Genomic DNA, 20985 nt, shown 5'->3' on the forward strand with positions numbered 1-20985 from the left:
CTCCTGAAGCCGTCTCGCCGGATTCGAAAAGGGAGGCTTAAGTACCTCCATCTGGAACTGTTGTTCACTATGGCGAACGGCAAATACGCCGCGCGCAAGCTCAAGAAGGACCGGCAGAAGCGCCGCTGGTCCGACTCTGAGTACGCGCGCCGTGAGCGCGGTCTCGGCAAGAAGTCCGACCCGCTCGAGGGTGCCCCGCAGGGTCGCGGCATCGTCCTCGAGAAGGTCGGTATCGAAGCAAAGCAGCCGAACTCGGCGATTCGGAAGTGCGTCCGTGTTCAGCTCATCAAGAACGGAAAGCAGGTCACCGCCTTCTGTCCCGGTGACGGCGCGATTTCGTTCATCGACGAGCACGACGAAGTCACCATCGCCGGTATCGGTGGCGCGAAGGGTCGTGCGATGGGTGACCTTTCGGGCGTCAACTACAAGGTCGAGAAGGTCAACGGCGTCTCGATGATCGAACTCGTCCGCGGAAACGCCGAAAAGCCGGTGCGCTAACCATGTCGGAAAGCGACGCACCCGAGCCCGAGTCCCCCGCGAGTAGCGAGGAAGCAAAGGAGAACGCGCTTCTGTTCGGCGTCTGGGACGTCTCCGAGATGGAGTACACCGACCCCAGCATGAGCCGGTACATCAAGGCGACGCCCATCGCCCACACGATGGGTCGTCACGCCTCGAAGCAGTTCCAGAAGTCCGAAATCAGCATCGTCGAGCGGCTCATCAACCGCCTGATGCAGACCGAAGACAACACGGGACACAAACAGAAGACGAGCAAAATCGTCAAGGAAGCGTTCGAAATCGTCAACGAGCGCACCGAGGAGAACCCCGTCCAGGTGCTCATCAGCGCGGTCGAGAACGCCGGTCCCCGCGAGGAGACCGTCCGCCTCAAGTACGGCGGTATCTCGGTCCCGCAGGCCGTCGACGTCGCCCCGCAGCGCCGCGTCGACGAGGCGCTGAAGTTCATCGCACAGGGTACCCTCAGCGGTTCCTACAAGACGACGACCACCGCCGCCGAGGCGCTCGCACAACAGCTCATCGGCGCGGCCGACTACGACGTCCAGACGTACGCTATCTCCCAGAAAGAGGAGAAAGAGCGCGTCGCCGAAGCGGCCCGGTAATCTCTCCACTCTCTTTCGTTTTTCAGCGCGTCGAGTGGCGATGCCGCACCGCGGGCTCGCTGGTTCGTTCGCCCGCTTTCCCGCGGTCGGCGCGCGGCGCTCAGTCGGCGGCCATCTCCGGGTTGACGACGTAGTGTTTCACGACGTCGACGAGCGTCCGGCGGTACTCGCTTTTCGAGGGGTCGGCGGCGAGCGTCCGGAACCGCTCTTTGAACGTGTCGAGCGACACCGACGGCGCGTCGTCGGCCGCGGCGTGCGCGAGGTCGTACAGCCGGTGGTCCGGTTCGACGAGGTCGTGCCGTTCCACGAGCGCGAGGGCGAACGCGGCGTTCACGGCCGTGATTTCGGGGTCCGACCCAGCGGTGACGAGCCGGGACCCGGGCCGCCCGGACGCCTGCGGTCGGTCGGCGAGCGCCGCGGCCAGTTGCGATTCGAGGAACTGGACGAGTTTGTCCGCGGGCGCGACAGACAGCGTCAGGTCGTCGGCGTAGATGTCCTTGCAGTGGTTGGCGATCTGGTAGCAGTGCGCGAGCTTTCGGCGCTCGACGGTGCGCCCCGCGAGCGCGAGAAAGACCGCCTCGCGCGTGGACTGATAGTGCGAGACGTGGCCCTCCTCGTTTCGGGCCATGTGCGATAGCTCGTGGAGCGCGAGCTCGCGGGCCATCGCGCTGGTGGCGGCCTGCCGAGAGATGTTGAGGACGTGGTGGTCCTGATAGTGGCCGGCCCACGTGCGGGAGTCGGGGTCGTCGCGCACGCGCACGAACACGGGGTACGAAAGCTCGAACTCGGTTTCGAACAGGTCGGCGGCGCTCAAGAACGGGTCTGCCGGTGCGCCCCCGACGACTCGGAGGTCCATTCAAATTGAGTAATGCTATCAACCAACATGACTCTTGCGCCGAGTGCGGCGACGAGATTCGCGTCCGGCGGACTGTCGCACCTATCGTGACAAAAATGCTCATACCCCGGCGGTAGGGCGGCTGAAAATGGGAAATCCGCTCGGCAAAAACACTACTCTTTTGACCCTCCTGCCGGTAGAGCCCTGTATAATGGGCCGACGAAAGAAGATCGTCCAGGAATGTGAGAAACTGATGGACAAGCCGGAGCAGATCCGGAACATCGCCATCGCCGCTCACGTCGACCACGGTAAGACGACCCTCTCCGACAACCTCCTCGCGGGTGCGGGCATGATCTCTGACGAGACTGCCGGCCAGCAGCTCGCGATGGACACGAAGGAAGACGAACAGGAACGCGGCATCACCATCGACGCCGCGAACGTCTCGATGACCCACGAATGGGAAGGCGAGAACCACCTCATCAACCTCATCGACACGCCGGGCCACGTCGACTTCGGTGGCGACGTGACGCGCGCGATGCGTGCCGTCGACGGCGCGCTCGTCGTCGTCGACGCCGTCGAGGGTGCCATGCCGCAGACCGAGACGGTCCTGCGTCAGGCGCTCCGCGAGGGCGTCAAGCCGGCGCTTTTCATCAACAAGGTTGACCGCCTCATCAACGAACTGCAGGAAGGTCCCGAGGAGATGCAACAGCGCCTCGTCGACGTCATCACCGACGTCAACGAGCTCATCCGCGGGATGACCGAGGAGAAGGACTACGACTGGACCGTCTCCGTCGAAGACGGGACCGTCGCGTTCGGGTCCGCCCTCTACAAGTGGGGCGTCTCCATGCCGTCGATGGAGGAGACCGGTATCTCCTTCGGCGACATCATGGAACTCGAGCGCGGTGGCGACCGCCAGGAACTCCACGAGCGCACGCCGCTTTCGGACGTCGTCCTCGACATGGTCGCAGAGCACTTCCCCGACCCGCTCGACGCCCAGCCCCGTCGTATCCCGACGGTCTGGCGCGGTGACTCCGAGTCTGACATCGCGCGACAGATGCGCGAAGTCGACGACGACGGCGAAGTCGTCTTCATGGCGACCGACATCTCGATGGACCCCCACGCGGGCGAAATCGCCACGGGTCGCCTGTTCTCCGGAACCATCCGCAAGGGTCAGGAGCTCTACGTCTCCGGGACCGCGGGCAAGAACCGCGTCCAGTCCGTCGGTGTCTTCATGGGCGGCGAGCGCGAGGAACTCGACCGCGGCGTCCCCGCGGGGAACATCGCGGCCGTCACGGGTCTCCGTGACGCCATCGCCGGTTCCACCGTCTCGTCGGTCGAGATGACGCCGTTCGAGTCCATCGAACACATCTCCGAGCCGGTCATCACGAAGTCCGTCGAGGCAGAGCGCATGGACGACCTGCCGAAGCTCATCCAGACGCTCCAGCAGGTCGCGAAGGAAGACCCGACCATCCGCATCGAGATCAACGAGGACACGGGCGAGCACCTCATCTCCGGTCAGGGCGAACTCCACCTCGAAGTCATCACCCAGCGCATCCGCGACAACCAGGGCATTCCGGTCCGCACCGGTGAGCCGATTGTCGTCTACCGCGAGCAGGTTCAGGGCCAGTCCCACGAGGTCGAGGGCGTCTCCCCGAACCGCCACAACAAGTTCTACATCACGGCGGAACCCCTCTCGCAGGACATCGTCGACTCCATCAAGCTCGGCGAAATCTCGATGGACATGCCCGAACTGGAGCGCCGCGAGGCCCTCCAGGAAGCCGGCATGGACAAGGACACCTCCCAGAACGTCGAACACATCCACGGGACGAACATCCTCATCGACGACACGAAGGGTATCCAGCACCTCAACGAGACGATGGAACTCGTCATCGAGGGTCTCGAAGAGGCGCTCGACGACGGTCCGCTCGCCGCGGAGCCCGTTCAGGGGACGCTCCTGCGCCTCCACGACGCGCGACTCCACGAGGACACCATCCACCGCGGTCCCGCCCAGGTCATCCCTGCGACGCGTGACGCGGTCCACCGCTCGCTCATCGCGGGTCAGGTGAAGCTCCTCGAACCCATCCAGAACGTCCGCATCGACGTCGCCTCCGAATACATGGGCTCGGCCTCCGGCGAGATTCAGGGTCGCCGCGGCCGCGTCGACGACATGTATCAGGAAGGTGACCTCATGGTCATCGAGGGCATCGCGCCCGTCGAAGAGATGATCGGCTTCTCGTCGGACATCCGTTCGGCCACGGAAGGTCGCGCCTCTTGGAACACGGAGAACGCCGGCTTCCGCGTGCTCTCGGACAACCTCCAGCGCGAGAAGATCATGGAGATCCGCGAGCGCAAGGGTATGAAGCTCGAACTCTCGCAGGCGATCGACTACATCTAAGCGCGTCTCTCCGCGCCCTCTTTCGTTTTTTACCTGGACAGCGATAGCCCCGGTCCGTCGGCCCCTCCCCGCGCCGTATCTCCCGTCTCCCCCGCTTCACCGCTCTGTGGTCGACCCCTATTGTTCCGAGTTCCCGGTCGCGGTCGGTCTCCGTCTGTGACACATGCCAGCACGCTTCCGGCGTCGGCAAACCGTGTCGGCTGCGAAGGCTTATACCGCGTGGCCGAATCACGGGTAGATATGCGTAAGGGCACGTCTCTCGACTCCTGGCGCGACGACGCGAAACCACGACCGAGCCGCGCGTCGCGGACAACAGCGTCGGGACGGCCCACGGGGGTGGGGCGATGAGCGCACAGGACCTCGACGGCGAGAGCGACGCCGAGGCCGACGGGAGCGGCGAGATGCCGAAGCCGCACACGATTCGGCTCGAACTCGCCGACGAGCCCGGACAGTTGCTGGCCGCGCTCGCGCCAATCTCCGACAACGGCGGCAATCTGCTTTCGATATTCCACGAGCGGGGGAGCCTGACGCCGCGCGGACACATCCCCGTGGAGGTCGACCTCGAATGTCCGCCCGACCGCTTCGAGCGAATCGTCGACGCGCTCCGCGGCGCCGGCGTCAACGTCATCCGCGCCGGCGCGGAGCACTTCGGCGAGGAGGTGATGGTCATCCTCGTCGGCGACACCGTCGACTCCGACCTCTCGGACACGCTCCACCGCATCGAGTCCTCGGCTGACGCGACCTTACAGGACCTGTCGCTGTCCGCTCGCGAGGGGACCAACGAGGCGTCGAGTGCCCGGCTCCGACTCGCGGTCCGCTCCGGCCGCGTCGACGAGACGCTCGCGGTCGTTCGCGACCTCGCCGCCGAAAAGGGTCTGCACGTCGTCGAACCGCTCGCGGAGGGCTCCCAATGAGCCTCAGGCTCGCCGTGCTCGGCGCGGGCGCGGTCGGCGGCTCCGTCCTCGACCTCGCGGGTGACTACGGCCACGACGTCGTCGCCTTCGCGGACTCGTCTTCCTCCGCGGTCGACTCCGCCGGACTCGACCCGAAGGCGGTCCACGACCGCAAAGAACGCGACGGCGTAGTCGGCGACGGGGACCCCGAGTCGGTGTTCGACGCCGACTACGACGTGTTGGTGGAGGCGACGCCGACGACGCTCGGCGACGCCGAACCCGGCTTCTCGCACGTCGAGCGGGCGCTGACCGACGACCGCGACGTCGTGCTCGCGAACAAGGGACCGGTCGCAGAACGCTACGCCGACCTGCGCGCGCTCGAAGCCGAAAGCGAGGGGACCGTCCAGTTCGAGGCGGCGGTCGGCGGTGCGATTCCCGTCCTCTCGACCATCTCGGACCTCGGTGCGCCCCACGTGACCGCCGCGCGCGGCGTGCTGAACGGGACGGCGAACTTCGTCCTCTCGCGCATGGCCGCCGAGGGACTCGACTACGAACACGTGCTCGCGGAGGCACAGGACCTCGGCGTCGCCGAGGCCGACCCGACCTTCGACGTGGACGGCATCGACGCCGCGCTGAAGTTCGTCATCCTCGCGAACGTCCTCTCCGACGGCGAGACGGAGTACGCGCTCGACGACGCCGAGGTCGAGGGCATCCGCAACGTGCCGGGGACGGCGCTCGACCTCGCCGCCGAGGACGGCCGGACGGTCCGCCTCATCGGCGAGGCGACCGCCGACGGTGTCCGCGTGGCCCCGCGGTTGATTCCGCAGGGCTCCACGCTGTCGGTCACGGGCACACAGAACATCGTCCAGTTGGAGACCAAACACGCGGGGCAACTGAACATCAGCGGCCGCGGAGCGGGCGGTCCCGAGACGGCGACGGCCGTCCTGTCTGACGTCTCTCGCCTTGAATAGGCCGAGAGACCGCTTGTACCCTTGTTTTCTTTGACAGCCGACACTGACCGAGCGTTCCGTTCCGAGACCGTGGTATGGTTCCGCAAATCGCAGTACGGCGGTTAGACGGCCCGTAGCGCGTATCGAAACCGTTTTAGGGGTTTCAGGAAAAACATTCCCCACAGAGCGCCTTAGCGCGTGAACACATCAATGAGCGACAAACCCCACCAGAACCTGGCCATCATCGGCCACGTCGACCACGGTAAGAGTACGCTCGTCGGCCGACTCCTGTTCGAGACCGGCTCCGTCCCGGAGCACGTCATCGAGCAGCACCGAGAGGAAGCCGAGGAGAAGGGCAAGGGCGGATTCGAATTCGCCTACGTCATGGACAACCTCGCCGAAGAGCGCGAGCGCGGTGTCACCATCGACATCGCCCACCAGGAGTTCGACACGGACGAGTTCTACTTCACCATCGTCGACTGCCCGGGCCACCGCGACTTCGTCAAGAACATGATCACCGGTGCCTCGCAGGCTGACAACGCGGTTCTCGTCGTCGCCGCCGACGACGGTGTCGCGCCGCAGACCCGCGAGCACGTCTTCCTCGCCCGCACCCTGGGTATCGGCGAACTCATCATCGCGGTCAACAAGATGGACGTCGTCGACTACAGCGAAGACAAGTACACGGACGTCAAGGAGCAGGTCAACAAGCTCCTCAAGCAGGTCCGCTTCAACTCCGACGACGCGACCTACGTCCCGATTTCGGCCTTCGAGGGCGACAATATCGCCGAGCGCTCCGACAACACGTCGTGGTACGACGGCGACATTCTCCTCGAAGCGCTCAACAACCTGCCGGCACCGCAGCCGCCGACGGACGCGCCGCTGCGCCTGCCCATCCAGGACGTCTACACCATCTCCGGCATCGGGACGGTCCCGGTCGGCCGTATCGAGACGGGTACCCTCAACCCCGGCGACAACGTGAGCTTCCAGCCCTCTGACGTCGGCGGCGAGGTCAAGACCGTCGAGATGCACCACGAGGAAGTCGACCAGGCCGGTCCTGGCGACAACGTCGGTTTCAACGTCCGTGGCGTCGGCAAGGACGACATCCGCCGCGGCGACGTCTGTGGCCCGGCCGACGACCCGCCGAAGGTCGCCGAGACCTTCAAGGCGCAGGTCGTCGTCATGCAGCACCCCTCGGTCATCACCGCTGGCTACACGCCGGTCTTCCACGCCCACACGGCGCAGGTCGCGTGTACCATCGAGTCGATCGACCAGAAGCTCGACCCCGCGTCGGGCGAGGTTGCTGAAGAGAACCCGGACTTCATCAAGTCCGGCGACGCCGCTATCGTGACCGTCCGTCCGCAGAAACCGCTCAGCATCGAGCCGTCCTCCGAGATTCCGGAGCTCGGAAGCTTCGCTGTCCGTGACATGGGTCAGACCATCGCGGCCGGCAAAGTGCTCGAAGTCAACGAGCGATAACGATGCAACAGGCACGCGTTCGGCTCGCCGGCACGAGTCCGGAAGACCTCGACGATATCTGCGACGACGTCCGCGAGATCGCGAACAAGACGGGCGTCAACCTCAGCGGGCCGATCCCGCTGCCCACGAAGACGCTCGAAGTCCCCGCCCGCAAATCGCCTGACGGCGAGGGGACGGCGACGTGGGAGCACTGGGAGATGCGCGTCCACAAGCGTCTCATCGACCTCGACGCTGACGAACGCGCTCTGCGCCAGCTGATGCGCGTTCAGGTTCCGAACGACGTCAGCATCGAGATCGTCCTCGAAGACTAACGACGGCGCTGTCCGGACCTCCGGACCGCCTGTTCGTGACGGCCCGCCCGTCACACTCGCGGTTGTCGAGGCGCGCGTCCGGAGGACTCTGCCTCCGAGCTGACTTTCAGCGCTAAGGCGCGTGTCATCTCACCTTCCGTTCGACACGCGAGCAGACGCCCGCAGAACCGCCCGACGGAACGGGATGCTATCGCATGCCCGACCGCGGACAAAACATAGGGTATAAGTGTATCCCACGACTCCGTGGGAATGAGGGCTCGTAGATCAGTGGCAGATCGCTTCCTTCGCAAGGAAGAGGCCCGGGGTTCAAATCCCCGCGAGTCCATCTCCTTCGGTCGTTTCACTCCCTCAGTCAATGGACTCGCTTGCCCCCGTTCGCTTCGTCTGCGGGCGACTCGTGAGTCGCCCGCATGGCCAGCGAGACGACTGTGTCGTCTCGCACTGCTCACGGGGACCCCGCGAGTCCACTACTTTCTCTCGACACCACACTTTCGAGCAGTGGCTCCGTCAGGTGCCCTGCGAGTACCGCCGGTGTCGAGTGTAATCGTGTCTGTTCGAGCGGGGATTTGAGCAGGGAGCGAGAGGTGAGCGAGCACCGCGAGCGAACGGGAGCGACCGTGGTTCAATATCCTGCGAGTCCATCTCCTTCGGTCGTTTCACTTCCTCAGTCAATGAACTCGCTTGCCCCCGTTCGCTTCGTCTGCGGGCGGCCTTGTTGGGCCAGTCCCGAGTTTAATTCTCCAGTTTCACGGAGACGAGCTCCGTTCCATACGTCGGGAACTCGGTAGCACTCGCCTTGTGTTCTGTGACGCGCACGGAGAACGCCGCCGTGGGGGTCGTTTAGCTCATTGACACGCGTTCACTTCCGCCGAACCCGACACTTTCACTCCGCTCATGGCGGACCCTCTTACCCTCTCGCACCGAGGCCGTCGGTATGGAAACACGACGAGGCGAACCCCCGTCGGACCCGACGGCCCTCTTTCGAGCCATCGTCTCGAAACTCCGCGAGACGCGCGGCGGTGTCCACCAACACCGCATGGCGCAGGCGCTCCTCCAGAAGGACGCCAACGGCTCGCGGCTGGTCGGACTCGACGCGGACACCGAGCGGGCGGTCTTTTTCAACCCTGCGTCGCGGACGCTCGAACTGATACCGTTCGACCGGGAGGGGACTCACGAGGAGCGGGCGGAGGTGCTGTCGCGTCGGCTGAGCGACCCGTCGTCGTGGGTCGAAGCCAACGCCGCGGGGCTGTCGTGGGTTCACCCGCACTTCCGGTGGGTTTGTGGGCTGGACGACGCCGGGTGGTCGTGAGTCGGTAATTGTGAGTCGGTACTCCGTCGTCGCGTCCGACCGCGGTCGGTGTCCGACCGTGAAGAATTATACGCACGCCCCGCGCACAACACGTTCATGAACGACGAGGAACTCGACGAACTCCGGTCGTCGCTCACGCCCTACGAATCCAGCGGCGGCGTCACCACCTACCAGAACACCGTTTCTATCGCCTGTCCGGCGTGCGAGGAGCCGTTCGACGACTTGGTCGTCTGCGAGAACGACTACAACAGTCTCGAACTGAGCATGATGCTCGACCTCTGTGTGACCCAGCACGACGGCGACGTGTTGCTGTTCACGCACAAACAGGAGGACTGAGCGGTCGCCGCGGGAGCGAAGTCGGCGTTTCGCTCTCCCGTTCGGTCGGCTCCGTAGCTCCGCGTCCGTCTCGTCAGTCACGGCTGGCGGGTCCCGGTCGAACTGAGTCGAACCGACTCCGTTGGCACCGGTCGGTCGAACGCGAGTGGTCGAACGGGAGCGACCGCCCGGTTATTCCTGCGGCGGGAGGCCGTTTTCGTCGATGACCTCGCCGTCGTCGTCGACGGTGACGATACCGCGGTTGTTGACCGCGTAGGGATCCAAGCCGACTTCTTGGAGGAACTGCTTGTAGAGCCGCTCGGCCGTCTCGGCGTCCTTCTGGCGGTCCGAGGCGCGGTCGCAGAGTTCGATGAGGTCTTCGGGCACGTCGTTCTCGTGGACGATCCAGTGGTTGATGAGGTCCGACAGCCGGCGGATGGGCGAGGTGAAGTGTCCGTAGATGTCGAAGTTGAGCGCGTAGTGGCCGCCGAAGGGGTCGTTCATGTACTTCGCGCGGGGCATGACCTTCAGCACGGCGCGCTGAATCTTGTTGAGCGTGCGGGAGTTCGCGCTCTCCAAGGCGTCGTTGACGGCCTTCCGGGGTTCGTCCCACGACGTGGAGTTGATGCTCACGCCGTCGAGTTCGGTGATTTCGCGGAGCGCCTTGTCCCACTGGTCGGGAGTGGGTTGCGGGTGGACGCGGTACATCGCCTCGACGCCGCGGTTCCACATGAGTTCGTGCGTGACGGCCTTGTTCGCCTTCAGCATGCACTCCTCGATGATGGTGTGGGCGCGGTCGCGGCTCGGGTTGAGGACGAGCGAGCCGTCCTCCTTGCGTTGTTCGTGGAGTTGGTCGGCGAGGTCGAACACCAGTGCGTTCTCCTCGTGGAGGGGGAGGTCGGGGTCTTCCAGCCGGTTTTCACACTGCGTGTAGGTGAGCCGTTCGTTGGAGTGGATAACGGACTTGTAGATGTCGATAGACTCGAACGAGAGCGTGTCCTTCTTGATCTCCATCTCGACGGTGTGAGCGAGGCGGTCCTCCTCGGGGACGAGGGAACAGACCGTCTCGGCCAGCGCCGGCGGGAGCATGTGGATGGTGTAGGCGGGGAGGTAGACGGTGTTGCCGCGCTTGACTGCCTCGGCCCACATCTCCGACCCGGGGTGGACGTAGTGGGTCACGTCGGCGATGTGGACCCACAGCGTGTACGTCTCCTCGTTCTCGCGGATGCTGAGGGCGTCGTCGAAGTCCTGGGCGTCCACGGGGTCGGTCGTCCACGTCGTGAGGTCTCGGAGGTCTTTGCGGTGTTCGAGCTCGTCTTCGATCTCCTCGTGGACGCCGTCGGTGCGCGCACGCGCCTCCGAGAGGACTTCCGGTGGGAACGCGTCACGAATCTCGAACTCCTCGAACAGGTCCTCGCGCTTGTTCTGGAGGTGTCGCGCGAGTTCGGCGTCTATCTCCACCGGTCCTTGCCCTTCGGCGGTTCCGGCGTACGCCTGCGCGTCGTCTGACATAGCCCCGACTAGACGGGGCAGGGAGAAATGAGTGTCGGGCACGAGCCGCGACGAGGAGAAAACGACGTCGCTCGTCAGCGCGCGTTCGCGTGGTTCGGTGACGGACTGGCGGAACCGGCCTCAGCGCCCGCGCTCACCGGGCGATTCGTACCGCTCTTTGACCGCGTCGAAGTAGCGAAGCAGGAACTCCTCGTTGGAGATGCCGTGTTCTTCGATGTCGACGAGGAGGCCTTCGAGCTCCTCGCGGGGCTGGTGACAGAGCCCGCGGTAACAGGACTTACAGAGGTGTTCGAACCGCTTGCCGTGTCGTTCCCAGCGGTTCCCCTCTTTGTCGTACTCGCGCGCCGCCGACCGGAGGACCGCGTCACCGCATGCGATGCACACGACACGCTTCCGGTCCCGGTTCGTCCGGGAGCGCCACATATCGTTGGAGTGTACCCAATCGTACTTAGCAGTTTATCCTGTCGCGGTCTGACGCGCGTCCGACGCCGACGCGGCTCGGGCCAGTTCGACTCGACTCGCGCTCGACCGGCCGCCGGGCGGCGTCACCAACCACTCGACGCGGAGCGGTCGATTTATCGGCCGTGAGCGTCCACGACCCGGTATGAAGGTTAAGTCTCGCCACCACCTCCGAAGCGACGAGATCGACGCGCTGTGCGACTCCATCGAATCGTCTCTCGGCGTCGCCCTCGACGGCGACGCGTTCGAGGCGGTCGAGTTCGCCGACGCCGATTACGAGGTCGTCCTCGTCGACGGCGAACCGGCGGTCATGTACGTCGACGACCAGCCGTTTCTCACGGTCAAGGGCGCGAACCAGTTCCCGCCGACGACGAACGTCGTCACGGTCGACGCGGGCGCGGTCTCGTTCGTCTCCAGCGGGGCCGACGTGATGCGCCCCGGCATCACCGAGGCCGACGACACCATCGAGGCGGGCGACCTCGTCGTCATCGCGGAAGAGACTCACGGCAAGGTGCTCGCCGTGGGGCGCGCGCTCGAAGACGGGGGGGACCTCGTCGGCGACTCCGGCAAGGTCGTCGAGTCCATCCACCACGTCGGCGACGACCTCTTCGAGTTCTCGGTCTGAGCCGACTGTCTCGGTCCCAGAACTCGGCACTCAGGACTCTCGCTACGCTTCTGCGTACTTCTCCAGCGCCGCCTCGTACCCCTCTCGCGCCATCGAAAACGTCTCGCGGAGGTCGCGAAGCGGCGTCTCCGTCGCGTCGACCCGGAGGTCGTTGTAGTACGGCTCCATCTCGCGGTCTTCGGTGGAGGTCACGACGACGGCCGCGCTCTGGATAGCGAGGTCGTCGCGCTTGTCGCCGCCCGCGGCGTGTCCCGCGCCGAGCGCGTCGATGAGCCGTTTCGCGAGCGGTTCGTCGCCGTCGGCGTTCCGCTCGTAAGCGTCGGCGGTCGCCTCGACGACGCCCTCGTCCGTGAGCAGGTTGCCAGCGACGGTGTAGTCGTCGCCCTCGCGGTGGCCCGCCCAGCCGAGACAGTCGTCGCCGGTGAAGGCGAACGTCGCCTCGGAGTCGACGCCGTGGAGCTGTCGCTCCGCCCGGCCGTCATCGGCGTTCAACAGCGCCCGCAGGGCGTCGTCGACGGCGAGCCCGTCTTCGAGGTAGTCCATTCCCCTTCGACCGAGTTCGACGTTCGTCAGCGCCTGTGTCGCCACCGCGCCGTGTTCACTTGCAAACGGGCAGAGGGCCCCGACGCCCGGCAGGCGGGTCGTCACGGCGACGCCGAAGCGGTGCTGGTCGTCGCCGTCGGCGTCGACGTACGACTCGCGGACGCAGATGCTGAAGGTCATCGTGTTCGTCTACTCCCGCGCGCCGCGAGCTAAAAACACCCGTCGAAACGTCGCGGCCGGCGCGCGCGTCGGACGTCCGCCGGAATCGACGCCTCCCGCGACACCACCCTCGTGTGGCGGTACTGCCGTCGATTCGTCGGGTCGGCGAGCGAGAAGTGTCTGAAAACCGATAATCGTCTGACGTAAGAACTAACCCCGTTGTGGCCTCTCTACGTCCTATGGGTATCATGAGTAAGATTCTCGGTGGTGGTGGTTCCCGAACGACCGAGGACTACGTCGAACTCGACCTCGACGACTTCGACACCGCTCGCGGCGACGCCGGTCTCTCGGTTCACATCGCCGAAATCGGCGGCCAGCAGGACGTTATCGCCATCAAAGACGCCGTCTACGACGGCAATCTGGTCATCGCGGATATCACCCGCCACACGACCTCCGACAACACGATGGAACACATCATCGACGACCTCCGACAGGTCGCGCGCGAGGTCGACGGCGACATCGTCCAGAAGGGCGACGACCAAATCGTCATCACGCCCACGGGCATCTCTATCTCGCGGCAGAAGCTCAACGGCTGACGCCGGCGGACGACACCTCCATTCCACTCCGATTTCTCCCCGACTCGCCGACGCGAGCGATGCGGTTCAAACGGCCCGAACCGATGGCTATTCGGTCCTCTCGTTCCTAGAGTCGTCCGAATGAGCAAGGACTACATCGAGGTTCGCGGTGCCGAAGAGCACAACCTCAAGAACCTCGACGTTCGCATCCCCCGCGAGACGTTCACCGTCGTCACCGGCCTGTCGGGGTCAGGCAAGTCCTCCCTCGCGTTCGACACCGTCTACGCGGAGGGCCAGCGGCGGTACATCGAGTCGCTTTCGGCCTACGCGCGGAACTTCCTCGGCCAGATGGACAAGCCGAAGGTCGAGGCCGTCGAGGGCCTCTCGCCCGCCATCTCCATCGACCAGAAGAACGGGGCCAACAACCCCCGGTCGACCGTCGGGACCGTCACCGAACTCCACGACTACCTCCGCCTCCTGTACGCCCGCGTGGGCACTCAGTACGACCCCATCACGGGCGAGGAGGTCGGCGAGCAGTCCGCACAGGACATGGTCGACCAGATTCTCGAACTCCCCGAGGGCACCCGCGCGAAGGTCGTCGCGCCGGTCGTCCGCGACCAGAAAGGCGAGTTCAAAGACCTGTTTTCGGACCTCGTCTCCGAGGGCTACGCCCGCGTCGAGGTCGACGGCGAGGAGTTCGACCTCTCGTTCGAGACGCCCGAACTCGACAAGAACTACGACCACACCATCGACGTGGTGGTCGACCGCGTGAAGGTCGCGCCCGAGGCGCGCTCGCGCATCGCCGACTCCGTCGAGACCGCGCTCGAAGAGGCCGGCGGCGTCCTCAAACTCATCGTCCCCGACCCGCCGGAGGACCTCCCCTTCGCCTCCAACACCCGGTCGACCGGGTCGCTCGCTGGCGAGGGGGACGACCGCCTCGTCGTCGAGTTCTCCGAGGAACTCGGCAACCCGAACTCGTCGTTCCGCTTTTCGGAAATCGAGACGCGGTCGTTCTCGTTCAACAGCCCCCACGGGGCGTGCCCGGAATGTGAGGGGCTCGGCAAGGCAAAAGAGGTCGACCCCGACCTCGTCGTCACCGACCCGTCGAAGCCGCTCAAGCACGTCTTCGAGCCGTGGAGCTACAACCGGACGTACTACCGCCGCCAGCTCGACAACGTCGCCGACCACTTCGGCGTCAGCGTGGACACGCCGTTCGAGGAACTGGACGACGAGATACAGGACGCCTTCCTGTTCGGCACCACCGAGGACGTGGTGTTCGAGTGGACGACGAAGAACGGCACGCGCCACAAGGAACACCCCTTCGAGGGCGTCGTCGGCAACCTCGAACGCCGCCACGTCGAGACCGACTCCGACCGGACGCGCGACCACATCGAGGAGTTCATGGCCGTCACGACCTGCCCCGACTGCGGCGGCTCGCGGCTCAAAGAGCAGTCCCGCCACGTCCGCGTCGGCGACACGACGCTCCCCGAGGTCAACCGCATGACCATCGCGGGCGCGCTCGAACACTTCGAGGGCCTCGAAACAGCGCTCTCGGAGCGCGACCGCACCATCGCACAGGAGATTCTCAAGGAGATTCGCGCCCGTCTCGGCTTCATGACCGAGGTCGGTCTCGAATATCTCACCTTGGACCGCGAGGCCGCAACGCTCTCGGGCGGCGAGTCCCAGCGCATCCGCCTCGCCACGCAGGTCGGCTCCGGGCTCGTGGGCGTCCTCTACGTCCTCGACGAGCCGTCTATCGGCCTCCATCAGCGCGACAACGACAAACTGCTCAACACGCTCGAAGGCCTCCGCGACCTCGGCAACACGCTCATCGTCGTCGAACACGACGAGGAGACGATGCGCCGGGCCGACGAGGTCATCGACATGGGCCCCGGCCCGGGCAAGCGCGGCGGCGAGGTCGTCGCGCAGGGCGACTTCGACGACATCGTCGCGGCCGACGACTCCATCACGGCCGACTACCTCTCGGGCCGCAAGGACATCGACGTGCCCGACACGCGGCGCGAGGGCGACGGCGAACTCGTCGTCCGCGGCGCGCGCCAGCACAACCTCGACGACCTCGACGTGCCGATTCCTCTCGGGACGTTCACGGCCGTCACCGGCGTCTCGGGGTCGGGCAAGTCCACCCTGATGCACGAGATTCTCTACAAGGGGCTCGCGCGCCGGATGAACGACAACACCTCCGTCGACCCCGGCGAGCACGACGCCATCGAGGGCTACGACGAAATCGAGACGGTGCGGCTCATCGACCAGTCGCCCATCGGCCGCACCCCGCGGTCGAACCCGGCGACGTACACCGGCGTCTTCGACTACGTCCGCGAGCTGTTCGCCGAGACGAAGCTCTCGAAACAGCGCGGCTACGAGAAGGGCCGGTTCTCGTTCAACGTCAAGGGCGGCCGCTGTGAGGCCTGCAAGGGACAGGGCAACGTCAAAATCGAGATGAACTTCCTCTCGGACGTGTACGTCCCCTGCGAGGAGTGTAACGGCGCGCGCTACAACGCCGAGACGCTCGACGTGACGTACAAGGACAGGACCATCGCCGACGTGCTCGACATGGAGGTCGACGAGGCGCTCGACTTCTTCGAGGCGAACTCGCAGATTCGCCGCCGCCTCCAACTGCTTCACGACGTGGGCCTCGGCTACATGCAACTCGGCCAGCCGTCGACCACCCTCTCCGGCGGCGAGGCCCAGCGCGTCAAGCTGGCGGAAGAACTCGGCAAGAAGCAGACCGGCGACACGCTCTATCTCCTCGACGAGCCGACGACCGGCCTCCACAAGGAAGACGAGCGGAAGCTCATCGAGGTGCTCCAGCGCCTCGTCGACAACGGCAACACCGTCCTCGTGGTCGAACACGAACTCGACCTCGTGAAGAACGCCGACCACATCGTCGACCTCGGTCCCGAGGGCGGCGCGGGCGGCGGAACTATCGTCGCCAGCGGCACGCCCGAGGAAATCGCTGAGAACCCCGACTCTCACACGGGCCGGTACCTCCGCGACTACCTCCCCGACGTGGACGAGGACGGCCCGCGGTCGGACCGCCGCAAGCCCGCGAAAGTGGCGAACGACGACTGAGCGCGTCGCCGCGGACGCTCGTTTTCGATACTCGCGCCGACGCCCCGACACGCCCTCCCCGGCCGAGACGCGTTCGCCAATCAAACTACTCTGGGGAAAGACATTTCCGGCCGTTTCACATCTGGCTATGCGTATGTCACGCATACTCAAAACGTCGGGATTCCTCGGGCTCGCGACGATGATGGTGGTGGGGTTGTACCAGTACACACTACTGGAATCGGGGGGCGTGCCGTCGTGGCTGGTGGGCGGCCACGCGCACTTGGGCGTGCTCTCGATTCTCGCGGTCGTGATGGGGTTCGCGGTGGACGCGTTCGCGCTGACGGGGCGACTCCGGGCGGCGGTGAGCGGGCTGTTCGTCGTCGGGCAGTGGCTGTTGCCGCTCACCATCTGGGTCGGCGTCGGGTTCGGACTGCTCTTTTTGATTCCGACGACGTTCCTGTGGGGGCTCTGTCTCATCGTCGCCATGCTCATCATGGCGTGGCAGGCGTGGGTCAGCGAGCCGACGACGCCCGGCGGGATGCCCGGTCCCGCGTCGCCGGCCGACGACTGAACGCGCGCTTCGACTTTTTTCGGCGACCGCGTGCTCTCAGCGACGCCGGTGTCCTCAGCGCCGCCGGTACCACCAGTAGCCGACGCCCGCGAGCGCGAGCGCCACGACGAGTGCCGGGAGGACGGGGAACGTCGTCGCCGGTTGGACCACCTCGACGGCGACCTGCTGGGTGCCCGTCGAGAGCTGTCTGCCGGCGTCGTCCTCGTAGCTCACGTCGACGCCGACGACCTGCGTCTTCGGGACCGCGTCGCCGCTCACTTCGAGGTCGAAGACGACGAGACGCGTCTCGCCGGCGTCGAGTCGCGGAACGAACGCGACGGCGTCCTCGCTCGAAAGCGGCTCCTCGGCGACGAGCCGCACCGTCACGTCGGTCTGCGGGGTCGCTTCGGTGTTCGTCACCGCGAGGACGAGTCGGCCGGTCGAGTCCACCTCGAACGTCGCGTTCCGCGGTTCGACCGCGACGGCGGGCGTGTCCGTGCGCACCGCCGCGAGCACGTCGGTCCGGTCGGCCGCGCGCAGTTCGTCGCCCGGCGGCCGGTACTCGACGACGAACGGGAGCCGACGCGTCCCCGGCGTCGACCCCGCGGCGATGCCGATGGCGTACTCGAACTCGGCCGACTCACCGGGCGCGAGCGTGCCGACGGTCACGTCGACGTCCGTCGGCGTCAGCGCCGGGTCCTCGGTTTCGAGGCGGAGCACCACGTCGCGGGCCTCGGTCCCGCCGACGTTCTCGACGGTGCCGACGACCCGACCGACGCCGCCGACCCTGAGCGTGCTCTCTTCGACCGTCACGGCGAACGCCGGGCCGGCACCGGGGTCGAGACCGGCGACGAGCGACTGGGTCTTCCGGTCGCCGCCGGGGTTGCGGAACGAGACGGTCACGTCCAGCGAGTAGGGGCGGTCGAGGGCGTCGTCGGCGACCCGGGTGCGGAAGCTCACGCGCCTCGTCTCGCCGGGCTCCCACGCGCCGACGTAGGCCTCCGCGGCGGGCGCGCCGGCTCCGAACGTCACCTCGGAGTCGGAAGATGCCACGCCGACGGTCGTCGCCGCGGCGGTCGCGTCGCCGACGTTCACGAGTTCGAGCGTCAGCGTGCCGGTGTCGCCGACGGCGACCGCGGCGTCCACGTCCGCGAGTTCGAAGTCGGCCCCGCGGGTCGGACGCACGCCGGCGACGAACGCCCGCGAGGTCCGCGCTTGGCCGTCCTCGTCGCGGTAGCTCACGGTCAATTCGACCGAGTAGTCGCGGACGATGGCGTCGTCGGCGACACGGGTGCGGAACTCGACGCGCTCTGTCGCGCCCGCGTCCCACTCGCCGACAAACGTCTCGGCGGTGGCGACGCCGCTCCCGAACGTTATCTCCGGGTTGGTCGAGGCGACAGTCACGGTCGCATCCGCGGCCCCGACGGGGCCGACGTTCTCGATATCGATTGCGAGGGTCCCGCTATCGCCGACCGCGAGGGCGGCGTCGACCGCCCGGACTTCGAACGCGGGGCGGCGCTCAACGACGACTTCGAGGTCCCGCGTGACGGTTCGGCTCCGGTGGGACGCGTCGACGTCGTCGCCGTCCACGAACACCGAGGCGGTGTAGTCGTAGGTGAACGTGACGGGGATGTCGTAGGTGCCGGGGCGAGCGTCCTCGGCGACGCGGAGCCGGAGCGACACCGGCCCGGAGACGCCCTCGGGGACGGTTCCGACGGGAATCTCGCCGCTGAGGACCGTAATCGGCCCTCTCGAATCCCCGCTGATGGTCAGCGCGCGGGCCGTCTGGACGAGCGCCTCGTACTCCTCGGGACCGTCCTTCGTGACCGTCCCGCTGTTGACGACGAACACCTCGACCGCGGTCTCGGTGCCGGCGACGAGTCGGTTCTCCGGCGCGATAATCGCGAGGTCGGGACTCCCGGCCACCTGACTGACGGCCGCGGCGCTCCCCGTTGCGCCGAGGAGGGCGGACACGACCAGTAGGGTGGCGAGGAGCGCCGCGCTCGCGCGCCGGCCGCAAGGAGTCATGGTGAGGTGACCGGCGGGCGACCCCGCGTCAGTCACCATAGATACGCGGCATGTAATCTTAACAACACGCTCGGCTCTCGGCCGGCGGTAACGTCACGCAAGGGATACGTTCGGGGCGCGCCTACGTGTAGTATGTCCGTCCCCGCCATCGACATCGACGGTCTGACGAAGTTCTACGGGGACGTTCGCGGGGTCGAAGCGCTCTCGTTTTCGGTCCCGAAGGGCGAGCTGTTCGGCTTTCTCGGTCCCAACGGCGCGGGGAAGTCCACGACGATTCGCCTGCTTCTCGGCCTGCTCAAACCGACCGACGGCACGGCCCGCATTCTCGGCGTCCCGGTGGACGACCGCGCGGCCTTCCTCGACGTGCTCGCGCGCGTCGGCCACATTCCCGGCGACCCGCGCTTTTACGACGACGTGAGCGGCCGCAAGACCCTCGACTACTTCGCCGGGCTCTCCGGCGACGCCCGGCGCGACGAACTCCTCGACCGCTTTCCGGTGCCGCTCGACCGCCCGGTCCGGGCCTACTCGCGCGGCAACCGGCAGAAGCTCGCCATCGTGCAGGCGTTCATGCACGACCCGCGGGTGGTCGTGATGGACGAACCGACCTCTGGGTTGGACCCGTTGGTCCAACAGGAGTTCTACGAGTTCCTCCGCGAGGAGCGCGACCGCGGGGTGACGGTGTTCTTCTCGACGCACATCCTCGGGGAGGTCCGCGAGGTCTGCGACCGGGTCGCCATCATCCGCGACGGTCGGCTCGTCGCCGTCGAGGACATCGACGACCTGCTCGCCCGAAGCGGGAAGGTCGTCACGGTCCGGTCGCCCGACGCCATCGACCTCGCGGATTTCGACTTCCCCGAGACCATCGACGCCAGTATCGAACCGGACGGCTCGCTCCGACTCGTCACCTCGGGCGACTACGACGCCCTCGTCGACGCCCTCGACGGCTACCGCATCGACGACCTCGAAGTCCGCGAGACGGCCATCGAAGACGTGTTCCTGCACTTCTACGACGAGAGCGAGGTGGAACGCGGGGACGCCGAGGAGTCCGCGGATGCGTGAACTCGACATCGCGGCCTTCGAGTTCGCCCGGCGACGGCGCGGCCTCCTCGTCGTCTGCGTGCTTCTCGTGGCGACCGCGGGGCTCACCATCGCCGTCTTCCCGTCGTTCGGCGAGTCCGACGTCGACTTCGCCGAACTGCTGGAGTCGTATCCCGACGAGCTCCAAGCGGCGTTCGTCGGGAGCGTCACCGACATCTCCTCGCTCGAAGGCTATCTCGTCATCGAGCTCTATCAGCTCGTTTGGCTCCTCATCGTCGGGAGCTACTTCGCCTACGCCGCGGGGTCGCTCGTCGCCGGCGAGGTCGACCGCCAGTCGGTCGAACTCGTCCTCGTCCGGCCCGTCTCGCGCACCCGGTTCGTCGTCGGCAAGTTCCTCTCGATGCTCCCCGCGGTCGCAGTCGTCGACCTCGCGCTCCTCGCGGCCGTCGTCGTCGGCGCGGGGCTCATCGACGAGGAGATTCACCTCTATCGCCTCCTCGCGGTCCACGCCGTCGGCGGCCTCTACCTCGTCGCCTGCGTCGCCGTCGGCCTCCTCGCGTCGGCGTTCTTCGGACGGGTCCGCCGGGCGCAGGGCGCGGCCATCGGCGTCGTCTTCGGGACGTTCCTCCTCGACTCCCTGACGGTCGACACCGACTACGAGTTCCTCGGTTCGCTGTCGCTCACGCGCTATCTCGACCCCGGCGAACTCCTCGTCGCCGGCGACGTTGACTGGGGCGGCGTCGCCGTGCTCGTCGCCGTGACGTGCGCCTTCGTCGTCCTCGCGGCCGAGGTGTTCGAGCGACGCGACCTCTCGTAGTCGTCGTCCCG

The 20985-nt window shown here is 66.4% G+C and carries 20 protein-coding genes and 1 tRNA gene; 16 read left to right on the forward strand and 5 right to left on the reverse strand.

All coding sequences use genetic code 11. From position 1 onward, the window contains the following. The first annotated feature begins 69 nt into the window (after positions 1-69). Together ACFQI8_RS11545 and ACFQI8_RS11550 are read left to right on the forward strand one after the other, a co-directional pair. Complete coding sequence (locus ACFQI8_RS11545; protein WP_004058161.1) at positions 70-498, forward strand: 30S ribosomal protein S12; 429 nt, start codon at positions 70-72, stop codon at positions 496-498. 2 nt (positions 499-500) lie between these two features. Beyond that, on the forward strand, positions 501-1115 hold the full coding sequence (locus tag ACFQI8_RS11550) for a 30S ribosomal protein S7 (protein ID WP_390244901.1): 615 nt from the start codon (positions 501-503) through the stop codon (positions 1113-1115). A gap of 100 nt (positions 1116-1215) precedes the next feature. On the opposite strand, the gene ACFQI8_RS11555 is transcribed toward ACFQI8_RS11550, so the two are convergent. After that, positions 1216-1971, reverse strand: a complete 756-nt coding sequence (locus ACFQI8_RS11555; RefSeq protein WP_390244903.1) for a DUF5781 family protein — start codon at positions 1969-1971, stop codon at positions 1216-1218. Positions 1972-2161: 190 nt separating this feature from the next. On the opposite strand from ACFQI8_RS11555, the gene ACFQI8_RS11560 reads away from it, so the two are divergent. The 8 genes from ACFQI8_RS11560 (at position 2162) to ACFQI8_RS11595 (ending at position 9620) form a co-directional block, all read left to right on the forward strand. Then, on the forward strand, positions 2162-4345 hold the full coding sequence (locus ACFQI8_RS11560) for an elongation factor EF-2 (protein WP_390244905.1): 2184 nt from the start codon (positions 2162-2164) through the stop codon (positions 4343-4345). Positions 4346-4689: 344 nt separating this feature from the next. Next, entirely contained in the window at positions 4690-5259 is a 570-nt protein-coding gene (locus tag ACFQI8_RS11565; protein ID WP_390244907.1) for an amino acid-binding protein, read from the forward strand. Beyond that, entirely contained in the window at positions 5256-6209 is a 954-nt protein-coding gene (locus ACFQI8_RS11570; RefSeq protein WP_390244909.1) for a homoserine dehydrogenase, read from the forward strand. Before ACFQI8_RS11565 ends, ACFQI8_RS11570 begins: the two co-directional genes overlap by 4 nt. A 189-nt stretch (positions 6210-6398) precedes the next feature. Then, positions 6399-7664: a translation elongation factor EF-1 subunit alpha gene (gene tuf / locus ACFQI8_RS11575; protein WP_042663874.1), complete on the forward strand. Its 1266-nt coding sequence runs from the start codon at positions 6399-6401 to the stop codon at positions 7662-7664. Between the two features lie 2 nt (positions 7665-7666). Beyond that, positions 7667-7975 carry a 30S ribosomal protein S10 gene (rpsJ, locus tag ACFQI8_RS11580; protein ID WP_004044563.1) on the forward strand — a complete coding sequence of 103 codons (309 nt, stop codon included), beginning with the start codon at positions 7667-7669 and terminating at the stop codon, positions 7973-7975. A gap of 253 nt (positions 7976-8228) precedes the next feature. Next, positions 8229-8300, forward strand: a tRNA-Ala gene (locus ACFQI8_RS11585). 609 nt (positions 8301-8909) lie between these two features. Continuing rightward, positions 8910-9284: a hypothetical protein gene (locus ACFQI8_RS11590; protein WP_390244911.1), complete on the forward strand. Its 375-nt coding sequence runs from the start codon at positions 8910-8912 to the stop codon at positions 9282-9284. 96 nt (positions 9285-9380) lie between these two features. Beyond that, on the forward strand, positions 9381-9620 hold the full coding sequence (locus tag ACFQI8_RS11595; RefSeq protein WP_390244913.1) for a DUF7385 family protein: 240 nt from the start codon (positions 9381-9383) through the stop codon (positions 9618-9620). A gap of 171 nt (positions 9621-9791) precedes the next feature. Here ACFQI8_RS11595 and ACFQI8_RS11600 read toward each other — a convergent pair whose 3' ends face one another. Together ACFQI8_RS11600 and ACFQI8_RS11605 are read right to left on the reverse strand one after the other, a co-directional pair. Continuing rightward, positions 9792-11111 carry an RNB domain-containing ribonuclease gene (locus ACFQI8_RS11600; RefSeq protein WP_390244915.1) on the reverse strand — a complete coding sequence of 440 codons (1320 nt, stop codon included), beginning with the start codon at positions 11109-11111 and terminating at the stop codon, positions 9792-9794. 120 nt (positions 11112-11231) lie between these two features. Further along, positions 11232-11534 carry a DUF7562 family protein gene (locus tag ACFQI8_RS11605; RefSeq protein ID WP_390244917.1) on the reverse strand — a complete coding sequence of 101 codons (303 nt, stop codon included), beginning with the start codon at positions 11532-11534 and terminating at the stop codon, positions 11232-11234. A gap of 181 nt (positions 11535-11715) precedes the next feature. On the opposite strand from ACFQI8_RS11605, the gene ACFQI8_RS11610 reads away from it, so the two are divergent. Further along, positions 11716-12195 carry an RNA-binding protein gene (locus ACFQI8_RS11610; RefSeq protein ID WP_390244919.1) on the forward strand — a complete coding sequence of 160 codons (480 nt, stop codon included), beginning with the start codon at positions 11716-11718 and terminating at the stop codon, positions 12193-12195. A gap of 42 nt (positions 12196-12237) precedes the next feature. Here ACFQI8_RS11610 and ACFQI8_RS11615 read toward each other — a convergent pair whose 3' ends face one another. Continuing rightward, positions 12238-12918, reverse strand: coding sequence for a DUF1028 domain-containing protein (locus ACFQI8_RS11615; RefSeq protein WP_390244921.1), 681 nt, complete (start codon positions 12916-12918; stop codon positions 12238-12240). Between the two features lie 218 nt (positions 12919-13136). On the opposite strand from ACFQI8_RS11615, the gene ACFQI8_RS11620 reads away from it, so the two are divergent. From ACFQI8_RS11620 to ACFQI8_RS11630, 3 genes are all read left to right on the forward strand, one after another. Beyond that, complete coding sequence (locus ACFQI8_RS11620; RefSeq protein WP_004969075.1) at positions 13137-13493, forward strand: cell division protein SepF; 357 nt, start codon at positions 13137-13139, stop codon at positions 13491-13493. Between the two features lie 120 nt (positions 13494-13613). Then, positions 13614-16562, forward strand: a complete 2949-nt coding sequence (gene uvrA / locus ACFQI8_RS11625; RefSeq protein WP_390244923.1) for an excinuclease ABC subunit UvrA — start codon at positions 13614-13616, stop codon at positions 16560-16562. 127 nt (positions 16563-16689) lie between these two features. Then, positions 16690-17112 (forward strand): DUF8059 family membrane protein, encoded by a 423-nt coding sequence (locus ACFQI8_RS11630; RefSeq protein WP_390244925.1) that lies wholly within the window; start codon positions 16690-16692, stop codon positions 17110-17112. 54 nt (positions 17113-17166) lie between these two features. Here ACFQI8_RS11630 and ACFQI8_RS11635 read toward each other — a convergent pair whose 3' ends face one another. Then, positions 17167-19119, reverse strand: coding sequence for a COG1361 S-layer family protein (locus ACFQI8_RS11635; protein ID WP_390244981.1), 1953 nt, complete (start codon positions 19117-19119; stop codon positions 17167-17169). A 132-nt stretch (positions 19120-19251) separates the two neighbouring features. Between ACFQI8_RS11635 and ACFQI8_RS11640 the strand changes: the two genes are divergently transcribed. After that, positions 19252-20178, forward strand: coding sequence for an ABC transporter ATP-binding protein (locus tag ACFQI8_RS11640; RefSeq protein WP_390244926.1), 927 nt, complete (start codon positions 19252-19254; stop codon positions 20176-20178). Next, entirely contained in the window at positions 20171-20974 is an 804-nt protein-coding gene (locus ACFQI8_RS11645; RefSeq protein WP_390244928.1) for an ABC transporter permease subunit, read from the forward strand. Before ACFQI8_RS11640 ends, ACFQI8_RS11645 begins: the two co-directional genes overlap by 8 nt. Positions 20975-20985: the final 11 nt, after the last annotated feature.

The sequence above is a fragment of the Haloferax chudinovii genome (genome assembly GCF_042663345.1).
Lineage (GTDB): Archaea > Halobacteriota > Halobacteria > Halobacteriales > Haloferacaceae > Haloferax > Haloferax chudinovii.